At 27.6% G+C, this 18,352-nt stretch carries 30 protein-coding genes; 14 read left to right on the plus strand and 16 right to left on the minus strand.

Features of this window, described 5'->3' with window-relative positions:
* Positions 1 to 172: 172 nt before the first annotated feature.
* Both BTM19_RS08240 and BTM19_RS13075 read right to left on the minus strand, forming a co-directional pair.
* Positions 173 to 883, minus strand: coding sequence for a methionine aminopeptidase family protein (locus tag BTM19_RS08240; protein ID WP_029377639.1), 711 nt, complete (start codon positions 881 to 883; stop codon positions 173 to 175).
* Positions 884 to 1,190: 307 nt separating this feature from the next.
* Positions 1,191 to 2,348 (minus strand): hypothetical protein, encoded by a 1,158-nt coding sequence (locus BTM19_RS13075; protein WP_029377638.1) that lies wholly within the window; start codon positions 2,346 to 2,348, stop codon positions 1,191 to 1,193.
* A gap of 235 nt (positions 2,349 to 2,583) precedes the next feature.
* On the opposite strand from BTM19_RS13075, the gene fosB reads away from it, so the two are divergent.
* Both fosB and BTM19_RS08255 read left to right on the plus strand, forming a co-directional pair.
* Positions 2,584 to 3,003, plus strand: coding sequence for a FosB/FosD family fosfomycin resistance bacillithiol transferase (gene fosB, locus BTM19_RS08250; protein ID WP_029377637.1), 420 nt, complete (start codon positions 2,584 to 2,586; stop codon positions 3,001 to 3,003).
* A gap of 12 nt (positions 3,004 to 3,015) precedes the next feature.
* The gene (locus BTM19_RS08255; RefSeq protein ID WP_069796702.1) at positions 3,016 to 3,462 is read left to right on the plus strand and encodes a GNAT family N-acetyltransferase; all 447 of its coding nucleotides are present in this window, start codon (positions 3,016 to 3,018) and stop codon (positions 3,460 to 3,462) included.
* Positions 3,463 to 3,771: 309 nt separating this feature from the next.
* On the opposite strand, the gene BTM19_RS13135 is transcribed toward BTM19_RS08255, so the two are convergent.
* Positions 3,772 to 3,915, minus strand: coding sequence for a hypothetical protein (locus tag BTM19_RS13135; protein ID WP_231495855.1), 144 nt, complete (start codon positions 3,913 to 3,915; stop codon positions 3,772 to 3,774).
* Between BTM19_RS13135 and BTM19_RS08260 the strand changes: the two genes are divergently transcribed.
* Positions 3,854 to 4,048, plus strand: coding sequence for a phage head closure protein (locus BTM19_RS08260; RefSeq protein ID WP_029377635.1), 195 nt, complete (start codon positions 3,854 to 3,856; stop codon positions 4,046 to 4,048). The genes BTM19_RS13135 and BTM19_RS08260 overlap by 62 nt on opposite strands.
* Positions 4,049 to 4,151: 103 nt before the next feature.
* Positions 4,152 to 4,325 carry a VraH family peptide resistance protein gene (locus BTM19_RS12920; RefSeq protein ID WP_029377634.1) on the plus strand — a complete coding sequence of 58 codons (174 nt, stop codon included), beginning with the start codon at positions 4,152 to 4,154 and terminating at the stop codon, positions 4,323 to 4,325.
* 514 nt (positions 4,326 to 4,839) lie between these two features.
* Here the strand turns inward: BTM19_RS12920 and BTM19_RS08270 are convergent.
* Positions 4,840 to 5,160, minus strand: a complete 321-nt coding sequence (locus BTM19_RS08270; protein WP_029377632.1) for a nucleoside triphosphate pyrophosphohydrolase family protein — start codon at positions 5,158 to 5,160, stop codon at positions 4,840 to 4,842.
* A 535-nt stretch (positions 5,161 to 5,695) separates the two neighbouring features.
* On the opposite strand from BTM19_RS08270, the gene BTM19_RS08275 reads away from it, so the two are divergent.
* Complete coding sequence (locus BTM19_RS08275; protein ID WP_081224888.1) at positions 5,696 to 6,079, plus strand: YxeA family protein; 384 nt, start codon at positions 5,696 to 5,698, stop codon at positions 6,077 to 6,079.
* Positions 6,080 to 6,315: 236 nt separating this feature from the next.
* On the opposite strand, the gene BTM19_RS13080 is transcribed toward BTM19_RS08275, so the two are convergent.
* A complete protein-coding gene (locus tag BTM19_RS13080) occupies positions 6,316 to 6,489 on the minus strand; it encodes a hypothetical protein (protein WP_167330431.1) in 174 nt (57 codons plus the stop codon).
* Positions 6,490 to 6,941: 452 nt separating this feature from the next.
* On the opposite strand from BTM19_RS13080, the gene BTM19_RS08280 reads away from it, so the two are divergent.
* On the plus strand, positions 6,942 to 7,313 hold the full coding sequence (locus BTM19_RS08280; RefSeq protein WP_029377628.1) for a VOC family protein: 372 nt from the start codon (positions 6,942 to 6,944) through the stop codon (positions 7,311 to 7,313).
* A 97-nt stretch (positions 7,314 to 7,410) separates the two neighbouring features.
* Here BTM19_RS08280 and BTM19_RS08285 read toward each other — a convergent pair whose 3' ends face one another.
* Positions 7,411 to 7,902: a P-loop nucleotide/nucleoside kinase family protein gene (locus tag BTM19_RS08285; protein ID WP_099265828.1), complete on the minus strand. Its 492-nt coding sequence runs from the start codon at positions 7,900 to 7,902 to the stop codon at positions 7,411 to 7,413.
* A gap of 105 nt (positions 7,903 to 8,007) precedes the next feature.
* Here BTM19_RS08285 and BTM19_RS08290 point away from each other — a divergent pair, with 105 nt between their 5' ends.
* The 3 genes from BTM19_RS08290 (at position 8,008) to BTM19_RS08300 (ending at position 9,820) form a co-directional block, all read left to right on the plus strand.
* Entirely contained in the window at positions 8,008 to 8,544 is a 537-nt protein-coding gene (locus BTM19_RS08290) for a CHAP domain-containing protein (RefSeq protein ID WP_058625704.1), read from the plus strand.
* Positions 8,545 to 8,847: 303 nt separating this feature from the next.
* The gene (locus BTM19_RS08295) at positions 8,848 to 9,468 is read left to right on the plus strand and encodes a CadD family cadmium resistance transporter (RefSeq protein WP_029377625.1); all 621 of its coding nucleotides are present in this window, start codon (positions 8,848 to 8,850) and stop codon (positions 9,466 to 9,468) included.
* A 13-nt stretch (positions 9,469 to 9,481) separates the two neighbouring features.
* Positions 9,482 to 9,820, plus strand: coding sequence for an ArsR/SmtB family transcription factor (locus BTM19_RS08300; RefSeq protein WP_029377624.1), 339 nt, complete (start codon positions 9,482 to 9,484; stop codon positions 9,818 to 9,820).
* A 117-nt stretch (positions 9,821 to 9,937) separates the two neighbouring features.
* Here the strand turns inward: BTM19_RS08300 and BTM19_RS13085 are convergent, their stop codons facing one another.
* The 3 genes from BTM19_RS13085 to BTM19_RS08310 all read right to left on the minus strand — a co-directional run bounded on the left by BTM19_RS13085 (position 9,938) and on the right by BTM19_RS08310 (position 11,193).
* A complete protein-coding gene (locus BTM19_RS13085; RefSeq protein ID WP_167330432.1) occupies positions 9,938 to 10,105 on the minus strand; it encodes a hypothetical protein in 168 nt (55 codons plus the stop codon).
* A 281-nt stretch (positions 10,106 to 10,386) separates the two neighbouring features.
* Complete coding sequence (locus BTM19_RS08305) at positions 10,387 to 10,569, minus strand: CsbD family protein (RefSeq protein ID WP_069792497.1); 183 nt, start codon at positions 10,567 to 10,569, stop codon at positions 10,387 to 10,389.
* A 351-nt stretch (positions 10,570 to 10,920) separates the two neighbouring features.
* The gene (locus BTM19_RS08310) at positions 10,921 to 11,193 is read right to left on the minus strand and encodes a hypothetical protein (protein WP_038678166.1); all 273 of its coding nucleotides are present in this window, start codon (positions 11,191 to 11,193) and stop codon (positions 10,921 to 10,923) included.
* Between the two features lie 269 nt (positions 11,194 to 11,462).
* Here BTM19_RS08310 and BTM19_RS08315 point away from each other — a divergent pair, with 269 nt between their 5' ends.
* Positions 11,463 to 11,840: a DUF1722 domain-containing protein gene (locus BTM19_RS08315; protein ID WP_029377621.1), complete on the plus strand. Its 378-nt coding sequence runs from the start codon at positions 11,463 to 11,465 to the stop codon at positions 11,838 to 11,840.
* A gap of 110 nt (positions 11,841 to 11,950) precedes the next feature.
* Here the strand turns inward: BTM19_RS08315 and BTM19_RS08320 are convergent, their stop codons facing one another.
* Entirely contained in the window at positions 11,951 to 12,439 is a 489-nt protein-coding gene (locus tag BTM19_RS08320) for a MepB family protein (protein ID WP_051664331.1), read from the minus strand.
* A gap of 193 nt (positions 12,440 to 12,632) precedes the next feature.
* Between BTM19_RS08320 and BTM19_RS08325 the strand changes: the two genes are divergently transcribed.
* Together BTM19_RS08325 and BTM19_RS08330 are read left to right on the plus strand one after the other, a co-directional pair.
* Complete coding sequence (locus BTM19_RS08325) at positions 12,633 to 13,454, plus strand: alpha/beta hydrolase (RefSeq protein WP_029377619.1); 822 nt, start codon at positions 12,633 to 12,635, stop codon at positions 13,452 to 13,454.
* 117 nt (positions 13,455 to 13,571) lie between these two features.
* Positions 13,572 to 13,754, plus strand: a complete 183-nt coding sequence (locus BTM19_RS08330; protein ID WP_029377618.1) for a hypothetical protein — start codon at positions 13,572 to 13,574, stop codon at positions 13,752 to 13,754.
* Between the two features lie 184 nt (positions 13,755 to 13,938).
* On the opposite strand, the gene BTM19_RS08335 is transcribed toward BTM19_RS08330, so the two are convergent.
* Positions 13,939 to 14,139: a helix-turn-helix domain-containing protein gene (locus BTM19_RS08335; protein WP_029377617.1), complete on the minus strand. Its 201-nt coding sequence runs from the start codon at positions 14,137 to 14,139 to the stop codon at positions 13,939 to 13,941.
* 235 nt (positions 14,140 to 14,374) lie between these two features.
* Here BTM19_RS08335 and BTM19_RS08340 point away from each other — a divergent pair, with 235 nt between their 5' ends.
* Positions 14,375 to 14,761 carry a VOC family protein gene (locus BTM19_RS08340; protein WP_058625706.1) on the plus strand — a complete coding sequence of 129 codons (387 nt, stop codon included), beginning with the start codon at positions 14,375 to 14,377 and terminating at the stop codon, positions 14,759 to 14,761.
* Between the two features lie 164 nt (positions 14,762 to 14,925).
* Entirely contained in the window at positions 14,926 to 15,366 is a 441-nt protein-coding gene (locus BTM19_RS08345) for a GNAT family N-acetyltransferase (RefSeq protein WP_029377615.1), read from the plus strand.
* A 260-nt stretch (positions 15,367 to 15,626) separates the two neighbouring features.
* Here the strand turns inward: BTM19_RS08345 and vraX are convergent, their stop codons facing one another.
* The 5 genes from vraX to BTM19_RS13175 all read right to left on the minus strand — a co-directional run bounded on the left by vraX (position 15,627) and on the right by BTM19_RS13175 (position 18,322).
* On the minus strand, positions 15,627 to 15,791 hold the full coding sequence (vraX, locus tag BTM19_RS12960; RefSeq protein WP_017722413.1) for a C1q-binding complement inhibitor VraX: 165 nt from the start codon (positions 15,789 to 15,791) through the stop codon (positions 15,627 to 15,629).
* Positions 15,792 to 16,352: 561 nt separating this feature from the next.
* Positions 16,353 to 16,529 carry a hypothetical protein gene (locus BTM19_RS13090; RefSeq protein WP_172606472.1) on the minus strand — a complete coding sequence of 59 codons (177 nt, stop codon included), beginning with the start codon at positions 16,527 to 16,529 and terminating at the stop codon, positions 16,353 to 16,355.
* Positions 16,530 to 16,771: 242 nt separating this feature from the next.
* The gene (locus tag BTM19_RS13170; protein WP_255201477.1) at positions 16,772 to 16,900 is read right to left on the minus strand and encodes a hypothetical protein; all 129 of its coding nucleotides are present in this window, start codon (positions 16,898 to 16,900) and stop codon (positions 16,772 to 16,774) included.
* Between the two features lie 227 nt (positions 16,901 to 17,127).
* Complete coding sequence (locus tag BTM19_RS08350) at positions 17,128 to 18,090, minus strand: arsenic resistance protein (protein WP_029377614.1); 963 nt, start codon at positions 18,088 to 18,090, stop codon at positions 17,128 to 17,130.
* A 100-nt stretch (positions 18,091 to 18,190) separates the two neighbouring features.
* Positions 18,191 to 18,322, minus strand: coding sequence for a hypothetical protein (locus tag BTM19_RS13175; protein ID WP_255200682.1), 132 nt, complete (start codon positions 18,320 to 18,322; stop codon positions 18,191 to 18,193).
* Positions 18,323 to 18,352: the final 30 nt, after the last annotated feature.

Consider the following 18,352-nt stretch of genomic DNA (forward strand, 5'->3'; position numbering starts at 1 on the left):
GCGATTTTCAAACGTATACATAATCGCTTTAATCAACTCCCGCCGTCTCCATATAAGGAAAGCCTATGACTGAAATGGTCATAGGCTTTTTATTTTAGGATGTTAAAATTCATACCATAGAGGATGTAAGTTTTGTTAAAAAGGATGTTAAAATTTATTGCACATGATACCATTAATTGTTGTTCATTTCTTCATTCATTATTTCTGATACTCGATCATTGTATTCTTCTTGTGACAATCCTTCAAAATCTTTTTGTCTTGTGAGTTCTTCTATCTTGTTCTTGGCTTCTTCCGACATACCTTCAGTTGAAAAACCACCAGCAGGCATTTTATTTAAATCTATTTTTTGATTTTGATCTGTATTCTCATTATGATTATTTGGAGTAAATGTACCCATTGGTGTTTCTATTGAGTGATTATTTTTATTAGCTATTCTTTGTACTTGTTCGTTTAATAGTTTCTCATATTCTTCACTTGAAACATTATTTGCATTAGGCATATTGTTTTCTAGAACTTGATATTCTTCATTTGTCATACCTTTCGGTGGTATACCTCCAAAGGGTCTATTACCTTGTTGAGTAGTGCCTTCATTATTGTTTATATTAGAATCTTGTTGTTGCGTATTATTTTGGTTTTCCATTTTTTGTTTTTCTTGAGAAGTTTTATTTTGTTTGTTTTTATTATTAGCTACTTCTTCATTAGATTTTTCGTCTTTACTATCTGATTTATCTTCTTTCTTGTCTGTTTCTTGTTCTTTATCAGACTCCTTATCTTTATCTTCAGATTTTGTTTCTTTCTTATCGTCTAGATTACTTTCTTCTTCATTCCCACAAGCTGATAATAACAGAAAACTTGCTAGTAACATAAATAATAACTTTTTCATATCACATTCTCCTTTTATAATATTGTTTAAATACTATTGTACTATTTATAAATGTTAATGATAACATCTTATCGTAATTTATTAGTTAGCCTAATGTTATAACAATATGCTTAATTATTGAACATCAAAAGAAACTATATGTTAGTTTATCTTCACTGTGTATCATTACCGCTTTAGAACCATTTGAATGTTCTAAAATATCTGATCAGAATAAATTAAATTATTATAAAGAAGAAAAGCCACATATAAAATTTTATATATAAGTAGGTAGTTAAATAAAAAAGGGCATTTAAATATGCCCTTAAAATTATTTTTCTTCACCATTCTCATCATATTTTGTAACCTTTCCATTTTCATCAATAATATATGACCCAGCTAATTCGCCATCTTTATCTGTAAAAGAGAATCCCCATTCACCATCTTCAGTTTTTTCGGGTTCTTTATAAGTATAGATTTCAGTATCAATAGGTTCACCTTCATACTCTTCTACATAATCTATTACATTATTTCTACTAACATTTTCTTCACTACTTGAATCATCACTAGATTCTTCACTCGAATCAGATTCACTAGAAAAATCAGTATCATCTATTTCAGAATCTGTCTCAGCACCAACTACACCGTTTCTCAAATCCATAAAGTAATTATATTCAGTTGTTGATACCATTCTATTTGCTTCCTCATAATGTAAAAATTCGGGTGATAAATCATTGAAATCATTCACTAAAGTATTATATTCTTTTTTTGACATATCCGGTTCTTCAGTAACCATTGATTTAAATACTTTTTCTCTATAGCCTTTATTTGATAGTTCTTTAGTTTGTTTGCTATCAAGGTCTTCATCGTGCTCAATAATTAGACTCCCCATACCGTCCCCTAATTCCATGAGATCAGTATCAGCAGTTATAGCTAAAAGGTCAGTTAAACCTTCATTACCTTTAGATCCTAAATAATCTTTTTTATAATTTATATCTAAATCTTCGTAATCCATTTTAATTGTTTCAAATGTAGAGAACAATGAGAATGTGGCATCAGTTAATGCTAAGTCATATGATTTTTCTAAATCAGGGTTATTACTTTTAAATTCTTCTAATTCTTGAATACGTTCAACATAGGCTAACATTGCTTTAGCTGATTTTAGAGCGTAATTGCCAATTTCTTTGTTAGCTTGATTCAACCCCTTTGTGTTTTTCTCAAAATCTTGAATAGCATTTTGAACTTCTTTTATATCTTCGTCATTAATGTCTGAATCTGATTCTTCAATTTCCGATTCATCTGTAACACCTGAGCCCATACCTTCCAATAAACTTCCCAGTTTTTTAGTTTCTTTTTTATACTTTTTTTCCTGTTCTTCAGCAGATAAATTTGAATTATCTTGTTTTTGTTTTGATTCTGAATTTTTATCATTCCCACATGCAGTTAAAATTAAAAAGCTTATCAACGAAACAAATAAAATTCTTTTCATTTGTTAGCTCCCAAAAAATAATTTTATATCTTAATTGTACTATACTTAAAAAATAATGGTGATAACAAAAAGTTATGATCAAAATTATTATTTATGAATATACTTATATTGCATTTTTGTAAAAGATTACGTAGGACTATCTGTTAAAGTAGAGGAATAATTATAAGTAGTAGTAATTATTGAATGATTATATGTTAGAATATTCTGTAAACTAATCTATTTTAGGAGTTTTTATATGATTCAATCTATAAACCACGTGACTTATTCAGTATCAGATATTAAGACATCTATTGCTTTCTATAAAGAGATATTAAAAGCTGAAATTTTAGTAGAGAGTGACAAGACGGTTTATTTCACATTAGGTGGCCTGTGGTTAGCTCTTAATGAAGAAAAGGATATACCAAGAAATGAAATCCAATACTCATATACACATATTGCTTTTACAATTAATGAAAGTGAATTTGGTGAATGGTACCAGTGGTTAAAAGATAATGATGTGAACATATTAGAAGGACGTAATAGAAATATAAGAGATAAACAATCAATATACTTTACTGATCCAGACGGCCACAAATTAGAATTACATACAGGTACGTTGCAAGATAGGTTAGATTATTATAAAGAAGAAAAGCCACACATGAAATTTTATATATAAGTAGGTTATATTATGACAATAGAAGCAAGGTTATTTGAAGAACAAGATTTAATCAAAATTAAAGAATTGCTAGTTTTATATGAAGATTTAGGTTATCCAACAATAACAGAGGATTTAGTTAATCGTTTGAAAAAGATATGCAGTCATGAAGATTATTATTTGTTACTTTTAATAAAAGATGATGTAATAATCGGTTTGAGCGGGTTATGCAAAATGATGTTCTATGAAAAGAAGGGTGAATACATGCGTTTATTAGCATTTGTTATTAACTCTAATTATAGAGGAAAAGGTTATGGAAGACTTCTATTAAAAGAGTCAGAAATGCTAGCAACTCAATTAGGATGTAAAGCAATTACTCTAAATAGTGGTAATAGAGAAGAACGAGATAGTGCACATAGTTTTTATAAAAGTAATGGGTTTGAAAATAAGTCATCTGGATTCTCTAAAAGTATAGAATAAGAGGATATGCATGAATAGATATTAAACATCAAACAACTATACGTTTATTCATTTCTCGATGCAGTACAGAGCGAATGTCAGAGCTATATTATGGCCATGTAATGCATGTTTAGTTATTTAATAAGAGCTATTACTCAAAAATGAGTATGTGATTTAGTTAGACAAAAGTGTCTAACCAATATGTAAAAGTACACGGTCAAAAAAAGACGCGTACTATTATCCAAAAATGACTAACAGCAAACGGATAAAAAAGTCTATATATTGTGAGGTGAAATAATTAGCATATTACTTTAATAATTAAATTAAAATTTATAAAGAAGTAAGTTCAGCGGCATATCCAGATGACGTTGAAGAATATTCAATAGCAAAGCCATGGGCAGATATTAAATCTATGCAAGGTAAAGAGTTTTCAGGTGCTGGTACAATACTGAACGAAACACCTATCCGTTTCATGATCAGATATCGTGAAGGGATTACCCCAAAAAACAATGTGAAGTATCAGAATAAAATATATAATATAAAATCTGTTACTAATGATAATGGAAGAAATGAAACACTGACTATATTTGCAGTAAGTACAGAATAGCTATGACCTCATCGTGATGATGGGGTTTTTATTATGATAGTTATTATGATAACCTATATTTAAATAAAATTAAATTGACTAAAATACAAAGGGTGGTTTTATTATGAGTTTAAAAGAAATGTGGCATTATTTATTAAATAAAAAATGGGAATCTGATGACGTTTGGATGTTGATATTGTATGTATTTATAGCAAGTATATTTGTCACACCATTGTTAGGAGTACCTATTGGAGTTATAGCATTTTTAATCCTTAATGAAGAGATTTTAGATAAATAATCACTCTGTCAGAGCGTCTGTATTGCATCGAAAAATGATAAAGTAGTATCTCTATATAGAAAGGTGTGTGTTAATTTGGCAAAGTATTTTACATCGAATAAAGTAGGTCTATATTTATTAGCTATTATAGTTATACAATCAATTGTATTTAAAGCATTTAATTTAGATAGATCTATAGCTTTAGAAATAACAGGTCATAGCGCTTTTATAATTATTGGATTAATCTGTATACACTTGAATTTTTATTTTCATAAAAACAAAAACCACCACAAGTGAATGTGATGGCTTACAAAAAATAATGAATATGATTACTTACTAATTAACATTATATGACCTGAAAATAAACGTTAAACACAAAAGTGCTAGATGCAAATGTAAAAGAAAAATAAGGACCATTTAATAACTTAACTATCAAGATGAGTTTCACCCAAGTTACCCCCACACACATGTTACTGGGTGGCTTTTGTAATAAAAAAGCAACTGAAAAACATTTACTTAATATAGGCGATAAAATTTATTCAATATTGAAGTCGTTTTGTTTTTTCTTAATAAAATCTTCCACAGCTTTGTTAAAATCTATTTCACTTTTATTAGATAAAACAGATAACCACCATACAACTTCACCAATTTTATATTCTAAGTTATTAGTTTCATCTTTTTTAGCGGGCCAAATATTAGCTTCATCCATTATAAGTCTACTAATTAAGCCCACATCTGTTGACATAGCCAAAGCATCTTCTTGAATATCCCATTTTCTTCCGTGGTATTTTTCTTCTAAAGCATGATACGCTTCACGGATTTTCATACTTTCTTCTACTACTTTATTTAATTCCATTACAAACTCCTCCTAAAGAACTTTACTAGACTATACATTATATTTGTTTCAGGAACAAATGTTCTGTTCTATTTATGGGGACATTACAAAAATAATAAATAGACTTTAGTGGAGTCAAGAAATTACAATAATTTAGTATTAGGAGCTAAATAAAATTTCAACAATCAAGGGAGAATATGAAATTATTATTGTTTCGGCAATGTATTTAAAAATAAACATTTATGATTAAACAAACCACCCAATTATATATGGGTGGTTTATTAGTTTAACCCTGTAAAATAAAGCAATGATTTAATCATAGTAGCTTATTTTCTAAAATTAAAAATTTTATCACCACAATTGTTATAGTTTTAAATTTTTACAATAGCTATCTTAAATGATAACGAAGTGCAATGTATTAAAGAAATCTTTATTAGTTATATGATAGACCGTTTCTTTCAAAATTGTCACATGAGAATGGTATTTTGTAATAATTTACGAACGATTCAATGAAAGTGAAATGTTAGTATTGAATTAAATGTTAGGAGGTTGAATAATGAAAATTATTTTTAAAATATTTTTATTAATTGTAGTAATAATTTTAGTGTTATTCTTTTGGAAGTTATATGCTGAATCTCATACAGATAGTAAAAACGTTAGGAATTTGGCTAACTTAAATCCTTTGATTACAACTGAAAAATATTATGTACAGACTAATGAGCCTAAAAGTGTAAAAGATTCTGGTAAACATATAAAAGTATATGAATATACAAATAAGGCATATGATAAAGATGGTAATGGAAAAGAGATTATTTATACAGCAATAAAAAAATTAAAAACAAATCATTATTTAGAATTAGATTATAAAGTTGGAGAAGTAAAAGGATATACTGAAGTGAAAGAAAAAGACATACCTAAGAAAGCGAAAATAAAACTATAATATCTAAACCTCATCATTGTCGGTGAGGTTTAGATATTATAGTTTTATTTTTAGATTAAAAGCATGAAATGATGGGTCCACAACGGTAAACTAGTTGTTCGTTTCATACAAAAAGATAAGTGTTGAATTTTTTACTTATCAATTGTAAACATAAGCTGTGTATGGGATATTTTAGCCTAAGAAATTATATTAGTATTGGCTAAAATAATAACAAAAAATCACTGCTGTAATTAAAATTATTTTTGGTTGTCTAATGCATCAGCAAGTTCTTCCAATTTAATTTTCACTTCTTTAAGCGTGTGACTATCTGCAAAAGTAAAACTAAATTGCTTTCCTTTTGCTGTTTCTGCCACAATAGTAACAAGTTCGCTAAAAACATCGTGTTCTATGCTATAATTTAATATTTTCATATTAACTCCCTTTATTTTTGTTTTTCTGCTTTTAGTGTAATAAGTTAATCTGCATTATTCAAGTTGTCTTTCTCTTTAAAATATTTCAGAGGCAATTTTATTAGGTAGTTTATATCTTTGTGTATTGAATGAGAAGGTAAGGCACCTGATATAGTTTTTCAATGTAAGTATAATTTTTAATACTCACAACACTAAAATTTATTAATAACAATCATATGTTTTTTTGAATATATAAGTAAAATAATTATATTAGTTAATTGTACTATATATAAGTGAGGTTTTGTGATAACAAAACCTTATACTTTGCAATATAATTACTTATAATTAAATTGGGACTTAATGTTAGCTACTAATTTTTTTATATCAATAAATTTGAAGTAATTAGTACTAATGATGTTTCTAAACGATAATATAAAGGTAAGTATATATAAGACAAACGGGGGGATTTTTAAATGGAAAAGTTAGATCAAGTGATGTTATATGTTGATAATCAAGCGAAATCAGTTGAGTTTTGGACAGACATTTTAGGGTTTGTTGTAGTTTCTGAAGAAGAAATGGCAGAAGGTTTTAAAGCAGTAGAGGTAGCACCAAATGAGAGTGTTGAAACATCAATTTCAATCATTGAAAAAGATTTTATGGAAAAATATAGTCCAGAAGTAAGCGTTACAACACCATCTCTAATGTTCAAAGAAAAGGACCTTGATGCGTTGTATGAAAAATTAAAAGAAAAAGGTTTGACTGGTCATGAGATAATTGAAATGTCAGGCACACGAGTCTTTAATTTCCAAGATGGTCAAGGCAATTACTTCGCAGTAAGTGACTAATTATAGTTGTACTAAGTTATAGAAAAAGAGCGTTTTTTATGAATTCAAAAATCATAAAAAACGCTTTTTAATTTTATGCAAAAATATGAGTAAATGGTTACTGTGTAATTTCTACTATATTTAGTCTTTCAGAATCATTAGGTTTTTCAAAATACTGACTAACATAATTAAACGTCTCTAGTGTGTCAAAATTCGCTCTTTCAGGATTTTCTATATTTCGTTGTTTTAGCCTTTGTAAACAGGTTTCGTCTGGTATATTTAGATAAATGAGTTTATGGCTAACATTGATTTCAGAAGCTATATTACTTAGCCATTTTCGTTGTTTTTGAGTATTGCCAGGAAAGTCCATGACCACACTTGTATCAGCCCTTAATAAATTTTGAACATGATTTTTAACAAAAGGTTTAATACGATTAGAATAAGTTAAATAATCATCAAAGGTCTTTATTTGATTTGGATAAAATTGTTCAAGTATTTCATCTTCTGACAATAGTATGGCATTTTTATCACTAGCAATCTTTTTAGAAATTGTTGATTTACCAGCACCCATTTTACCAGTGCAAAAATATAGTGTACCAAAATATGCCATTACGTTACCTCCGTTTAGAATTTTTAGGAATAGTTTTAGTATAAAGAAATAATGAAATAAGTTATAGTGAAAACTAGAGTTATATAATAAACAAAGGGGATTTTTATGTTTAAGTATATTTTGAAAATCAGTTCGTTTTTAATGGTAGCAACATTATACATATTTGTAATAAATCAATCTAGTTATGCTTCAGCAGCTACAAATGCAACGCAACAGGATGCAATTAATCATGTTGAAACTTTAAACGGTAAAGGTTGGGACTATGATTCGGAGTATGGATGGCAATGCTTTGATCTGGTAAATGAACAGTGGGATTATTTATATGGCCATGGATTAAAGGGTGATTATGCAAAAGATATTCCAAAAGAAAATAATTTTATAGGCGAAGCGACAGTTTATGAAAATACGCCTGATTTCAAAGCAACTGCAGGAGATATTGTAGTGTTTAATGAAAATTATGGTGAAGGAGCTGGTCATACTGCGATTGTAACTAACGGTAATTATGATGGTAATTATCTTCAATTTCAGTCCTTAGACCAAAATTGGGAAGGCGGCGGCGCAGATAAAACTGAAGTTGCGCACAAAATCATTCATGATTATGAATCAGAAATGATATTTATTCGCCCACATTACAGTAAATAGATGAATAGTAAAAAATAATAAGTCAAAAACTGAAGCATAATCTTTAATTTCAGTTTTTAAATATGTAGGCATTTTACTGTGAGTTCCATAAGCGTACAGTGATAGATATAATTCTTATTTTGACGGGGCATTAAAATCTTAATTTAGATTGATGTCCCGTATTTTTTGATTTTCAACTGAATATTTTTGACTTATTAGTGGAGTATAAAAGCTAACCTACATAGTAGTTAGTATAATTTCTATTTAATTATGATGTTGAATATTATATAATACATTCAAAATTATTTTTGAATGAGGTGTGTTATGCTACAAACTATTATGACAGCAATTATTTTGTACACAGCGACAGCGGTAGATTTATTAGTCATTCTATTAATATTTTTTGCTAAAGCTAATACAAAAAAAGAATATCGGGATATTTATATTGGCCAATATGTAGGTTCATTAGCATTAATTTTAATAAGTTTATTTTTAGCATTTGTATTAAACTATGTTCCTGAAAAGTGGATTTTAGGGTTATTAGGTTTAATACCAATTTATTTAGGGATTCGTGTAGCGATTTCTGGTGATTGTGAAGGTGAGGAGAGAGCTAAAAGAGAATTAAATGAAAAAGGCCTAAGTAAGCTTGTTGGTATGGTTGCAATTGTTACCATAGCTAGTTGTGGCGCAGACAATGTTGGTTTATTTGTGCCATACTTTGTAACTTTAAAAACAATAGAGCTGATAACTACATTAATCATATTTATTATTTTAATTTTGGTATTAGTATTTTCAGCACAACTTTTATCAAAAACTCCAGGTATAGGTGAAGTAATTGAACGATTTAACCGTTGGATTATGGCTGTGATATACATAGGGTTAGGATTATTCATTATAATTGAAAATGAGACAATACAAACTATTTATAATATAATTATAAATTAAGGAAGTGGAAGAGATGGCTAATGATTATATTTGTGAAGTGCAGTGTATGCATGAACAGAAAATTGAAAACGCACAGAATTTCATTGAAGAAGCTGCACCTAAGTCGCTATTAAGTATTTTTAGTAAGATTTCTGATGAGACTAAAGTTAAAATTATACTTGGGTTATTAAAAGAAAGTGAAATGTGTGTATGTGATATATCTGTATTATTAAATATGAGTATTGCAACTACATCACATCATTTAAGATTATTATATAAAAAAGGGGTACTTGATAAATACAAAGAAGGAAAAATGTCTTATTACTTTATAAAAGATGAACAAATAAAAACATTTTTTTTGGATAATTTATAATATTAGATAGCTAATAAATTAGTAAGTACCATGAATAAGAATAAGGGAGTGCGTCAGCCAACTCATTGTTTTAATAAGTAGGTCGATTCACTCCTTTATTATAATAGTTAAAAGTGTTTATTTAATTTTTCTTTCATCCACAGTATTTGATAATAGCGTCAAATAGCGTTGAACATTATCTGACGGTGTATCTTTAGGTAAAGTATGTGTGAACACATGCCCCTTATGTGTCTCAACTGTGTAACTAATATCTATACTACCGATTTTATATTTAATAATTTTCATAATGTCCCCTTAAAATAGCTTTTAAAATTTAGTTTGAGTATATACGTTTAAATAAATCCACTATTTAACTATGAAGGTAATATTCCTATAGAAATAGTATGTTTTGTTTAATTGTACTACATATAAACGCTTTTGCAACTATAAAGCGTACTATGTTTATATGTGAAAAGATAAGCTTTAACTATTGAGGAATGTATTTTGAGCATTTTAATGAATTGTTTTAAATTCAGCTAGAAAAAAAGACCACAATAATTAATTTTGTGATCTTATATAAATTATTTTTACTTATTTAGTTTGTCGATAACGCCATTGATCTTGTCTTTAACATTTTCAGTTACTTCTTTTGCTTTACCTGAAGCCTTATCTTCTTTACCTTCTTTTTCTAATTCTTTATTATCCATAACATTGCCTGCTGTCTCTTTTATATTTCCCTTTACTTGTTCAAATTTACTTTCATCTGCCATGTTATTCACCTCAAAAATATTTTTTGATCATTCTATTAATAATATACAAAATGATAAAATTTAAAACAATCAAAATGTATGTAACTTGATATATTTGTATTTAAAATGAATTATATATGACAAAAGAATAAAGTTTATAAAATAGAGGGAAAGTGATGATGAGCAGTCATATGTTACTCTAATAAAAATTCACTATTTTGATGTTAAAAAGAGAACTATACTTAAAAAAGTATTCCTCCCAAAGTAGGGAGTGAAGATAGTTCAATACGTATTATTGGTGTATTTTTGTAAAGGTAACCTTGCATGAGGCGTTATTAAGAAATTACAGACATTAGTTAATAAATCAAGCCCTTATGCATTAATTAGTTTTTGAATTTCGGAATATTTTTGTGCGTTTAATGTACCCAAAGGGCTTTGTTCAATTTCAAAAATCAGAAAATCATCAGTTGCGTTAAATGATGATTTGATGCATTCACAAATTGTATTTTTATCTAAGTCACTTTGTAAAAACCACAGGCCACTATAAATATATAGTGCATTACCTAAAGAATTTAATTGTGCCGGTAATTTTTCATATCCGTATGAAATTGAATTTAAATTATAAGACAATATATATTTTGACATTTATATCACGCTCCCATACAAGCATATCATTAACTGAAATTTAAAAGTTGTAGGAACCTAGTATGAGTTTTATTTTAATTATTATAGTTTTAAATATAAAGTCAAAAATATAGATAATATCCTGGTTTATAAAACTAAAAATAAGGTAATAAATTCTATACAGATGATAGAAATGAACATTATGTTTTTAACTTATATACGTTATATCAATAATATGTTCTCCCATTAAAAATATTATTTGGCGGGAGATTTAAAAAGGATAGATAACAATGAGTAGACAATATGAAATTGAGCAATTATGGAAGCAACATAAATATGAAGTGCTATGGCATGATCAAAATAAATATAAAGCGATTAGAGAAAAATTGAAATATAGCACAACGATAGAGGAAATTGAAACATTAATTAATGAAGCAATAAATACTACACCAAGTAAAGGATCAATTGTTAACGCATATGACCATATGTGGGGTTATTTTAAAAGAAAATGTAGTTCATCAGAAAGAAATTTGCATAACTATTTAAAAGAAGCGTTTAAAAAAGAAGAAATAGATGAAACATATTTATTACAATTTTTAAAAAGCATGGCAAATTATTATGATATGAGCTATATCAAAACTTCAACTATAATACAAAAAATAAATTGACGAATGTGTATCGATTTAAAATTGTTCGATTTCTAAAAGGTGTATCGCAGAATTAATGAAGCAATATTTTTATAGTATTTAATGTTGCTTGAATTATATTAGCTTAAGTTTCAAGTTAACAATTTGTATAGTGAAACTTCATCAATATTATCAGTTAAATCAATAAAATAATTTAATTGCCAACTTTGAGTTTTAATTGCAGTTTGATTTAATTTCTGTTCCCAAGTTGGATACATTCGCATTGCCATTTTTCCTTTTTTTGCACCGTTAGCTATAATATTTTGTTGAGCTAACACGTCTTTTGGAAATATAAATAACCCTTTATGATTCTCATCAATTACTGTAATAATTAATTTGTCACATGATTCATTATAAGTAAAAGGTCTGTTTTTATTCTCGTTATCTTTGGTCCAAAATACTACAAAATAACCTTGCTTATTTGGCGTTTTTTTAGCGATTCTACTTCTAAAAGTTTGTTTATCGGCTTGAAAAGTACAACTTTCATACTCCGCATTAAAAAATTCTGTTTTACAATTTTTTAAATTAATATTTTTCGTAGATTTTAATATTGAGCTTATAAAGTCTAATGATTTATACATAGTTTAACCTTCTTAATTGAGTTTTGATTGCCTTGAGTATACAAAATTCATTAGCGTATAACTATTTTTTTTAGTTCCACCTAAATAGAATCTATAATGAATAATAAATTGCTCATATAAAAAAGTGTAAATTGATACAATGAGGGTAGACGTAATTGCGAGTGTAGAATTTATAAATTGAGGGGTGAACAAGATGCATTATATTAAATACCTAAATTCATCTGATAACACGAAACTATATACTAAAATTAATGATACGCCAGAAGCAAAGGCAAACATTATTATCGTACATGGATTAGCTGAACATTTAGATCGTTATGATATTTTAACGGCATACTTAAATGAAAAAAATTTTAATGTCATAAGATACGATCAAAGAGGACATGGTAGATCTGGAGGGGTACAAACTTACTATAGTAATATGTATGAAATTGTAGAAGATTTAACAGCTATAATTGAATATGTAAAAAACACTTTCGAAGGAAAAGTATATCTTCTTGGACATAGCATGGGTGGTTATACAGTAACTTTATTTGAAACGATTCATCCCGGTACTGTAGATGGTGTAGTTACATCTGGTGCGTTAACAAGGTATAATAACAAGTTATTTGGTGACCCTGATCCAAGTATTTCATCAGAAACTTATATTAAAAATGAATTAGGAGATGGTGTATGTTCTGATTCTGAAGTTATTAGAAAATATGAAATTGACCAATTAAACGCAAAACAAATATCTATGGGGCTTATCCGCACATTATTAGATGGCGTAACGTATTTGAAAAATAATGCGGGGCGTTTTACTAACAATATTTTGATATTACATGGTAAAGAAGATGGATTAGTAAGTTATCATGATTCGTTGCAATTGTACCAAGAAATAGAATCTGAACATAAATCCATTCATATTTATGATAGATTGCAACATGAGATATTAAATGAGTCATCTTATAATCTAAGTATTTTCAAAGAAATTGTTGATTGGATAGATAATGAAATACGTATTTCTAAAAATTAAAGAGCATCCTTACAATAAAAGTGTTTAACCAAACTAAACGATTATCGTAATGTTTGTTATGAAAAATTTAAAGATTTACAATTGATTGTGGAAAGTTTATTGAAAGGAAAGGTTATAATGAAAATAAAAACATTGCATATGCAATATGAAGAAAATTTTGAAGAATTTGATGAACGTGTTAACGAATTTTTACAATATGTAGATGAGAAACAACACTGGGAATTAGTAAGTGTTACTCCATCTGTGACAAATAGTATTGAAGGCGTTGACTACTTTATTACTATTGTTTACAAAAAATAAAATAGTTAAAAAGAAATTGTAGTTATTTGAGTTGAGATTGAAAGGAAAGATGTAGCTATTTTTAGTGAGATAGGGCTATGTGATAATATCACATACATGATGAAAGGCTATGACATTTGCTATGCCATAGCCTTTATTACAACTTATTGTCCCTTAATTTATATTACATTTCATTATGATGCAATTATGAAGTAAATGTTTCTCCTGAAACATTAAAATAGTCTGCTAACATTGCAGCGTCTTTTTCTGAAATGGTGCGATAGCCATTTTCCCAGTCCCATATTTGGCAATTTCTGATATCTGTACCATAGCCATCATTCAAATTAATAGCTAGTTTAGATATGCTTAAATTAGATTTCTCGCGTAATTCGTTAAGAATTTTCACAATCGTTCACTCCTAAAAATAGATAATACTTGTACCACTTTTAATTGTAATATATGGGTACTAGTATTACAAAATTTATGTTTTTTTATTTAAGTAAATTAAATTAAAAATTGTATATTTACATGTATTTTTTATCTTGATATAGAAATGTGTAAATTAAATAATTAATTGTAGAAATGTGTAAAAATCATCAACTTTGCAAAAAATAATTTAATTAAGACTAAGGAGATTTATAATGAAAATAATTGCTATGAGTATTTTTGTTAATAACCAAGATGAAGCACAAAAATTTTATACTGAAAAATTAGGATTTAAATTAAAGCATAACATTGAAATGGGTGGAGGATTTAGATGGTTAACGGTGACTGAGGAAAATTCTAATAACCCTGTTGAAATTGTTTTGGAACCTAATGAAAGTCTAATTGCGAAAAACTACCAAAATGGTTTATATGAAGCGGGTATACCCGTAACCATGTTTGGAGTAGATAACCTGGAAATAGAACATGAAGCATTGGTAAATAGAGGGGTTGAATTTCATACAGAACCTAAAGAGGTTGAAGGTGTGAAATATGCCATACTTGATGATACATGTGGTAATTTAATTCAAATTGTTGAACAATAAGATCTAAATTTTTAGTTAAAGTCATCGTAGTGAAAAAAGTTCGAATAAGAACTAAATATAAATTCTTTCATGTTTTCGTTAATAGTGCTAGATTTATGCTACGTGTTCTCGTTTAAAAAGAATCGTATAAATCTAGTACTTTTTATTTATTGGAGGAATATAAGATGGAATTAGTTATTAAGCACACAAAAGAAATGTCGAATATAGAATTGATTAAAGTTTTTCAAGCTAGAGTCGATGTATTCATAGTTGAGCAAAATTGTATATATCAAGAAGTAGATGAATTTGATTTAAATACTTTGCATGTAATGCTTAAAAAGGGAGAAGAAATCGTTGCATATAGCCGTATTATTGAGCATCCATCTTATATAACTTTTGGTAGGGTACTAGTAGTAGAAAAGTATAGAAAGTCTAATTATGGTAGAGAAATTGTGCAGGCAACATTAAATAAGATTAAAGAAAGCTATAAGCAAACACAGGTTAGAATATCCGGCCAAGCATACCTAAAGTCATTTTATGAGTCATTTGGTTTTGAAAGTGTCTCAGATGTTTATTTAGAAGATAATATCCCTCATATAACTTTTCAAATGCATTTAAACCATTAATAATCTGATAACATAAAGTGAAATGCGTGAATTCGAAATCTAAAACTATGTTTAGGTTTCATATTCACGCATTTCATATGTGTTACTATTCTTGAAATTATTAGAAACGTATTATTAAGTTTTTATCTCGTTATATCACTACTGTTAATGTATTTTTGTCTTATACAGGCGTTTTATAGTTTAATTGCCCCTTGCTTTAAACATACACCTAATAAGTTTCTGCATTATACTTTCTGTAGTAGCCTATAAAATGTAATGGTTTATTTTTTCATTTTATCAATATCTTGAGATACAAGTGTTAATAGTTCTTCAGTTTCTTGGTCTGTTAGCTCGTCTGAACCTTTAATTCTAATAACTGACCCTTTGTCAGTTTTTACATGATAGACTGGCTCATCGTCCTTATAGACTTTACGTAGTACTTCCATTTCATCACCCTTTTTATTGAAAACATTTCTATTTTCTTTACTACTAACTAAATAGAAATGCGTTGTAAATTATTACTACGAATAACGCTTATTCAATAACTCATTTCATTTAATGCTTTATATATAGGATAACTTTTTATTAATTTGTTTTCCAACAGTATGATTGAATTCATTTAATTTTTTTTTGAAACAGCAAAGTTTATATTATTAGGGTCATTAAAATGAATGTACAGCATTAATAAATGAAACTAAGTAATTTAGTGTAAAATTAGTTATTTATGTTTTTATTAAATAATTTATGGGTATATATTAATAAGCACAAGAAGTCCTCCAAACTCTAGTGTGGATTATATTTTCGAGATTTGCGCCATTCTTAAAGGGTGGCGCTTTTTTTGATTTAATCTCTAAGAGAATTTTGCAGTGCTTCTTTTATAATTTGCTTATGATATTAATAAATTAAGCAGTAAATAATTTATAGAAATGAATTTATAAAACAATAAAAAGGTACTAGTTTATAAGCGATCAATAAGTTTTGAATATATAGAGTATAGAAATTATTATTTATTCAATATTTCTTCTCAATTTATCATCCATTTCATTGGCTACATCAATCAACATTTGTTTTGTTTCGGCATTATTTAAAGAGGAATTACCTTTAATTTTAATAATTAAACCTAAGTCAGTTTTTACATAATATAAAAGAGTGTCATCGTCATTAACTTTTCTTAGTATTTGCATAAAATCACCTCAAATTTAGAAATTTCACAAGTGTAGAGGGCATTAAGCTATAGTAAATTAAGGGAATACATAAACATTAAAAAGTGAAACTATATATCTATTTTATAGTAAAATTACACAAAATAACAATATTTGAATTGTGCTTAAAAATAGCAAAATAAAAAACCAACAAAATCTTAAGAATTTGTCGGCGCTTTTGAAACTATTAATAATTAACTTATTGTATTTATAAATAGTTAAGTTTAAAACTGTTCATTTGTTCGATCTTCATCAACACTTTCATCTTCGTCATCAACTACAACTGTTAATAATGGTTTGATTAAAAATGCTGTACCTATTACCCCTAAAAAAACTAAAATAAATTTCTTCAAAACATCCACTCCTTTGTTTAATTTCAATATGAAACATAATGAATTCATAGCCAAACGTATTAAAATATTAACTTATACGATGTTTTTAAATCAAAAGGTAATATTTTACGATTGATATCTATTATAACAAATGTTTTAGTTGTATGATATGTAATTTTTAATACATAAAAAAACTTTTTTATATCTGAGAACGTCTCATGTTTTCTATATAGATGCCACGGAAAATCTTACTTGATAAATTTAGGTATTATTTTTATATAAAAAACTTCTCCTATTAATTCAACCAACGTTTGTGTGATAATCACAGTTGTTGTAACTGTTACCCAGCTATCTGGTAATGAGAGTGCTAAAGGTAATACAACCAAAGCATTTCTTGTACTTGAACTAAAGGCTAATGTTCGTAAAGTCGTAGTTTCTAATGCGAATAGTTTTCCTGACAGATATCCAATGAATGGAGCGATAATCATAAATAGGATATAGATAGGGATAACGGTAGCTATGACGCTTAAATCATGAGTGATTTTATGTATTTGAGAAGCAATGACTGTAAAAAGTACGAAAGACATAAATATTTCTGGCAACCATGCAGTAATTTTTAGCGTTTTCTCTATGATCAAAATGCGTTTACTAAAATATTGTAGTAGTGCAGCAATTACAAATGGTAGGACAATAAAAGTGATAAATGATTGAATAAACGGTGCTAAATCAATGAAGTAAAAGGTGTTTTTGCTATTAAAGATAGCAAAGTACAAGGGCAATAAGATAATTTGTAAAATAAATAAAATAGGTGTAGAAATTAACATATATTGCGCGTTTCCTTTGCCTAATGAGGTGAAGACAATTACATAGTCAATACAGGGCGTCAACAATACGAGCATTAGACCTATTAATATAGCAGGAGAAGTAATATTGAATAACTGAATTAAACAATAAACTAAGATAGGAATAAGTATAAAGTTTGATAATACTAATGCCATAATAAATTTGCCGCTTAGAGCGTTTTTATGTAATTTTAAAAAAGGAATCTGTGAGAACATACTAAACATTAAAATTCCAATAAAAATAGGGATGACCGATTCAAGTAATTTAATTAAATGCGTTGACGTTAATCCCGTTATTATAGCAAGTAATATGGCAGTAAAATATAAGTAAATTTGGTAATTTTCAATTTTAGTTTTTAAATGATGCATAATAACCTCTCTTTAAAAATATAAAATAAATCCTCAGATATAACACTAACAATCATTATAATTCTTTATAATGATTGTTAGTTAAATTAATATTAATTTATTATTTTTGCTTATCTTGAACGCTAACTTTGTTTTCTATTTTTTCGTTAGTTGAATTATCAATACTTAATAATAATGCACGGACGACTAATACACCAGATACGAGTAACAATAAATTTCTGAAGAATTTCATTCGAATCACTCACCCATCTTATATTAGATA

The organism is Staphylococcus xylosus, assembly GCF_002732165.1.
Lineage (GTDB): Bacteria > Bacillota > Bacilli > Staphylococcales > Staphylococcaceae > Staphylococcus > Staphylococcus xylosus.

What these genes read in the sequence shown, in the direction of transcription:
- BTM19_RS08240 (WP_029377639.1), bottom strand. Translation starts at nt 883, where the DNA reads ATGAAAAAGTTATTATTTATGTTACTAGCAAGTTTTCTGTTATTATCA.
- BTM19_RS13075 (WP_029377638.1), bottom strand. Translation starts at nt 2,348, where the DNA reads ATGAAAAGAATTTTATTTGTTTCGTTGATAAGCTTTTTAATTTTAACT.
- fosB (WP_029377637.1), top strand. Translation starts at nt 2,584, where the DNA reads ATGATTCAATCTATAAACCACGTGACTTATTCAGTATCAGATATTAAG.
- BTM19_RS08255 (WP_069796702.1), top strand. Translation starts at nt 3,016, where the DNA reads ATGACAATAGAAGCAAGGTTATTTGAAGAACAAGATTTAATCAAAATT.
- BTM19_RS08260 (WP_029377635.1), top strand. Translation starts at nt 3,854, where the DNA reads ATGCAAGGTAAAGAGTTTTCAGGTGCTGGTACAATACTGAACGAAACA.
- BTM19_RS13135 (WP_231495855.1), bottom strand. Translation starts at nt 3,915, where the DNA reads ATGAAACGGATAGGTGTTTCGTTCAGTATTGTACCAGCACCTGAAAAC.
- BTM19_RS12920 (WP_029377634.1), top strand. Translation starts at nt 4,152, where the DNA reads ATGAGTTTAAAAGAAATGTGGCATTATTTATTAAATAAAAAATGGGAA.
- BTM19_RS08270 (WP_029377632.1), bottom strand. Translation starts at nt 5,160, where the DNA reads ATGGAATTAAATAAAGTAGTAGAAGAAAGTATGAAAATCCGTGAAGCG.
- BTM19_RS08275 (WP_081224888.1), top strand. Translation starts at nt 5,696, where the DNA reads ATGAAAATTATTTTTAAAATATTTTTATTAATTGTAGTAATAATTTTA.
- BTM19_RS13080 (WP_167330431.1), bottom strand. Translation starts at nt 6,489, where the DNA reads ATGAAAATATTAAATTATAGCATAGAACACGATGTTTTTAGCGAACTT.
- BTM19_RS08280 (WP_029377628.1), top strand. Translation starts at nt 6,942, where the DNA reads ATGGAAAAGTTAGATCAAGTGATGTTATATGTTGATAATCAAGCGAAA.
- BTM19_RS08285 (WP_099265828.1), bottom strand. Translation starts at nt 7,902, where the DNA reads ATGGCATATTTTGGTACACTATATTTTTGCACTGGTAAAATGGGTGCT.
- BTM19_RS08290 (WP_058625704.1), top strand. Translation starts at nt 8,008, where the DNA reads ATGTTTAAGTATATTTTGAAAATCAGTTCGTTTTTAATGGTAGCAACA.
- BTM19_RS08295 (WP_029377625.1), top strand. Translation starts at nt 8,848, where the DNA reads ATGCTACAAACTATTATGACAGCAATTATTTTGTACACAGCGACAGCG.
- BTM19_RS08300 (WP_029377624.1), top strand. Translation starts at nt 9,482, where the DNA reads ATGGCTAATGATTATATTTGTGAAGTGCAGTGTATGCATGAACAGAAA.
- BTM19_RS13085 (WP_167330432.1), bottom strand. Translation starts at nt 10,105, where the DNA reads ATGAAAATTATTAAATATAAAATCGGTAGTATAGATATTAGTTACACA.
- BTM19_RS08305 (WP_069792497.1), bottom strand. Translation starts at nt 10,569, where the DNA reads ATGGCAGATGAAAGTAAATTTGAACAAGTAAAGGGAAATATAAAAGAG.
- BTM19_RS08310 (WP_038678166.1), bottom strand. Translation starts at nt 11,193, where the DNA reads ATGTCAAAATATATATTGTCTTATAATTTAAATTCAATTTCATACGGA.
- BTM19_RS08315 (WP_029377621.1), top strand. Translation starts at nt 11,463, where the DNA reads ATGAGTAGACAATATGAAATTGAGCAATTATGGAAGCAACATAAATAT.
- BTM19_RS08320 (WP_051664331.1), bottom strand. Translation starts at nt 12,439, where the DNA reads ATGTATAAATCATTAGACTTTATAAGCTCAATATTAAAATCTACGAAA.
- BTM19_RS08325 (WP_029377619.1), top strand. Translation starts at nt 12,633, where the DNA reads ATGCATTATATTAAATACCTAAATTCATCTGATAACACGAAACTATAT.
- BTM19_RS08330 (WP_029377618.1), top strand. Translation starts at nt 13,572, where the DNA reads ATGAAAATAAAAACATTGCATATGCAATATGAAGAAAATTTTGAAGAA.
- BTM19_RS08340 (WP_058625706.1), top strand. Translation starts at nt 14,375, where the DNA reads ATGAAAATAATTGCTATGAGTATTTTTGTTAATAACCAAGATGAAGCA.
- BTM19_RS08345 (WP_029377615.1), top strand. Translation starts at nt 14,926, where the DNA reads ATGGAATTAGTTATTAAGCACACAAAAGAAATGTCGAATATAGAATTG.
- vraX (WP_017722413.1), bottom strand. Translation starts at nt 15,791, where the DNA reads ATGGAAGTACTACGTAAAGTCTATAAGGACGATGAGCCAGTCTATCAT.
- BTM19_RS13090 (WP_172606472.1), bottom strand. Translation starts at nt 16,529, where the DNA reads ATGCAAATACTAAGAAAAGTTAATGACGATGACACTCTTTTATATTAT.
- BTM19_RS08350 (WP_029377614.1), bottom strand. Translation starts at nt 18,090, where the DNA reads ATGCATCATTTAAAAACTAAAATTGAAAATTACCAAATTTACTTATAT.
- BTM19_RS13175 (WP_255200682.1), bottom strand. Translation starts at nt 18,322, where the DNA reads ATGAAATTCTTCAGAAATTTATTGTTACTCGTATCTGGTGTATTAGTC.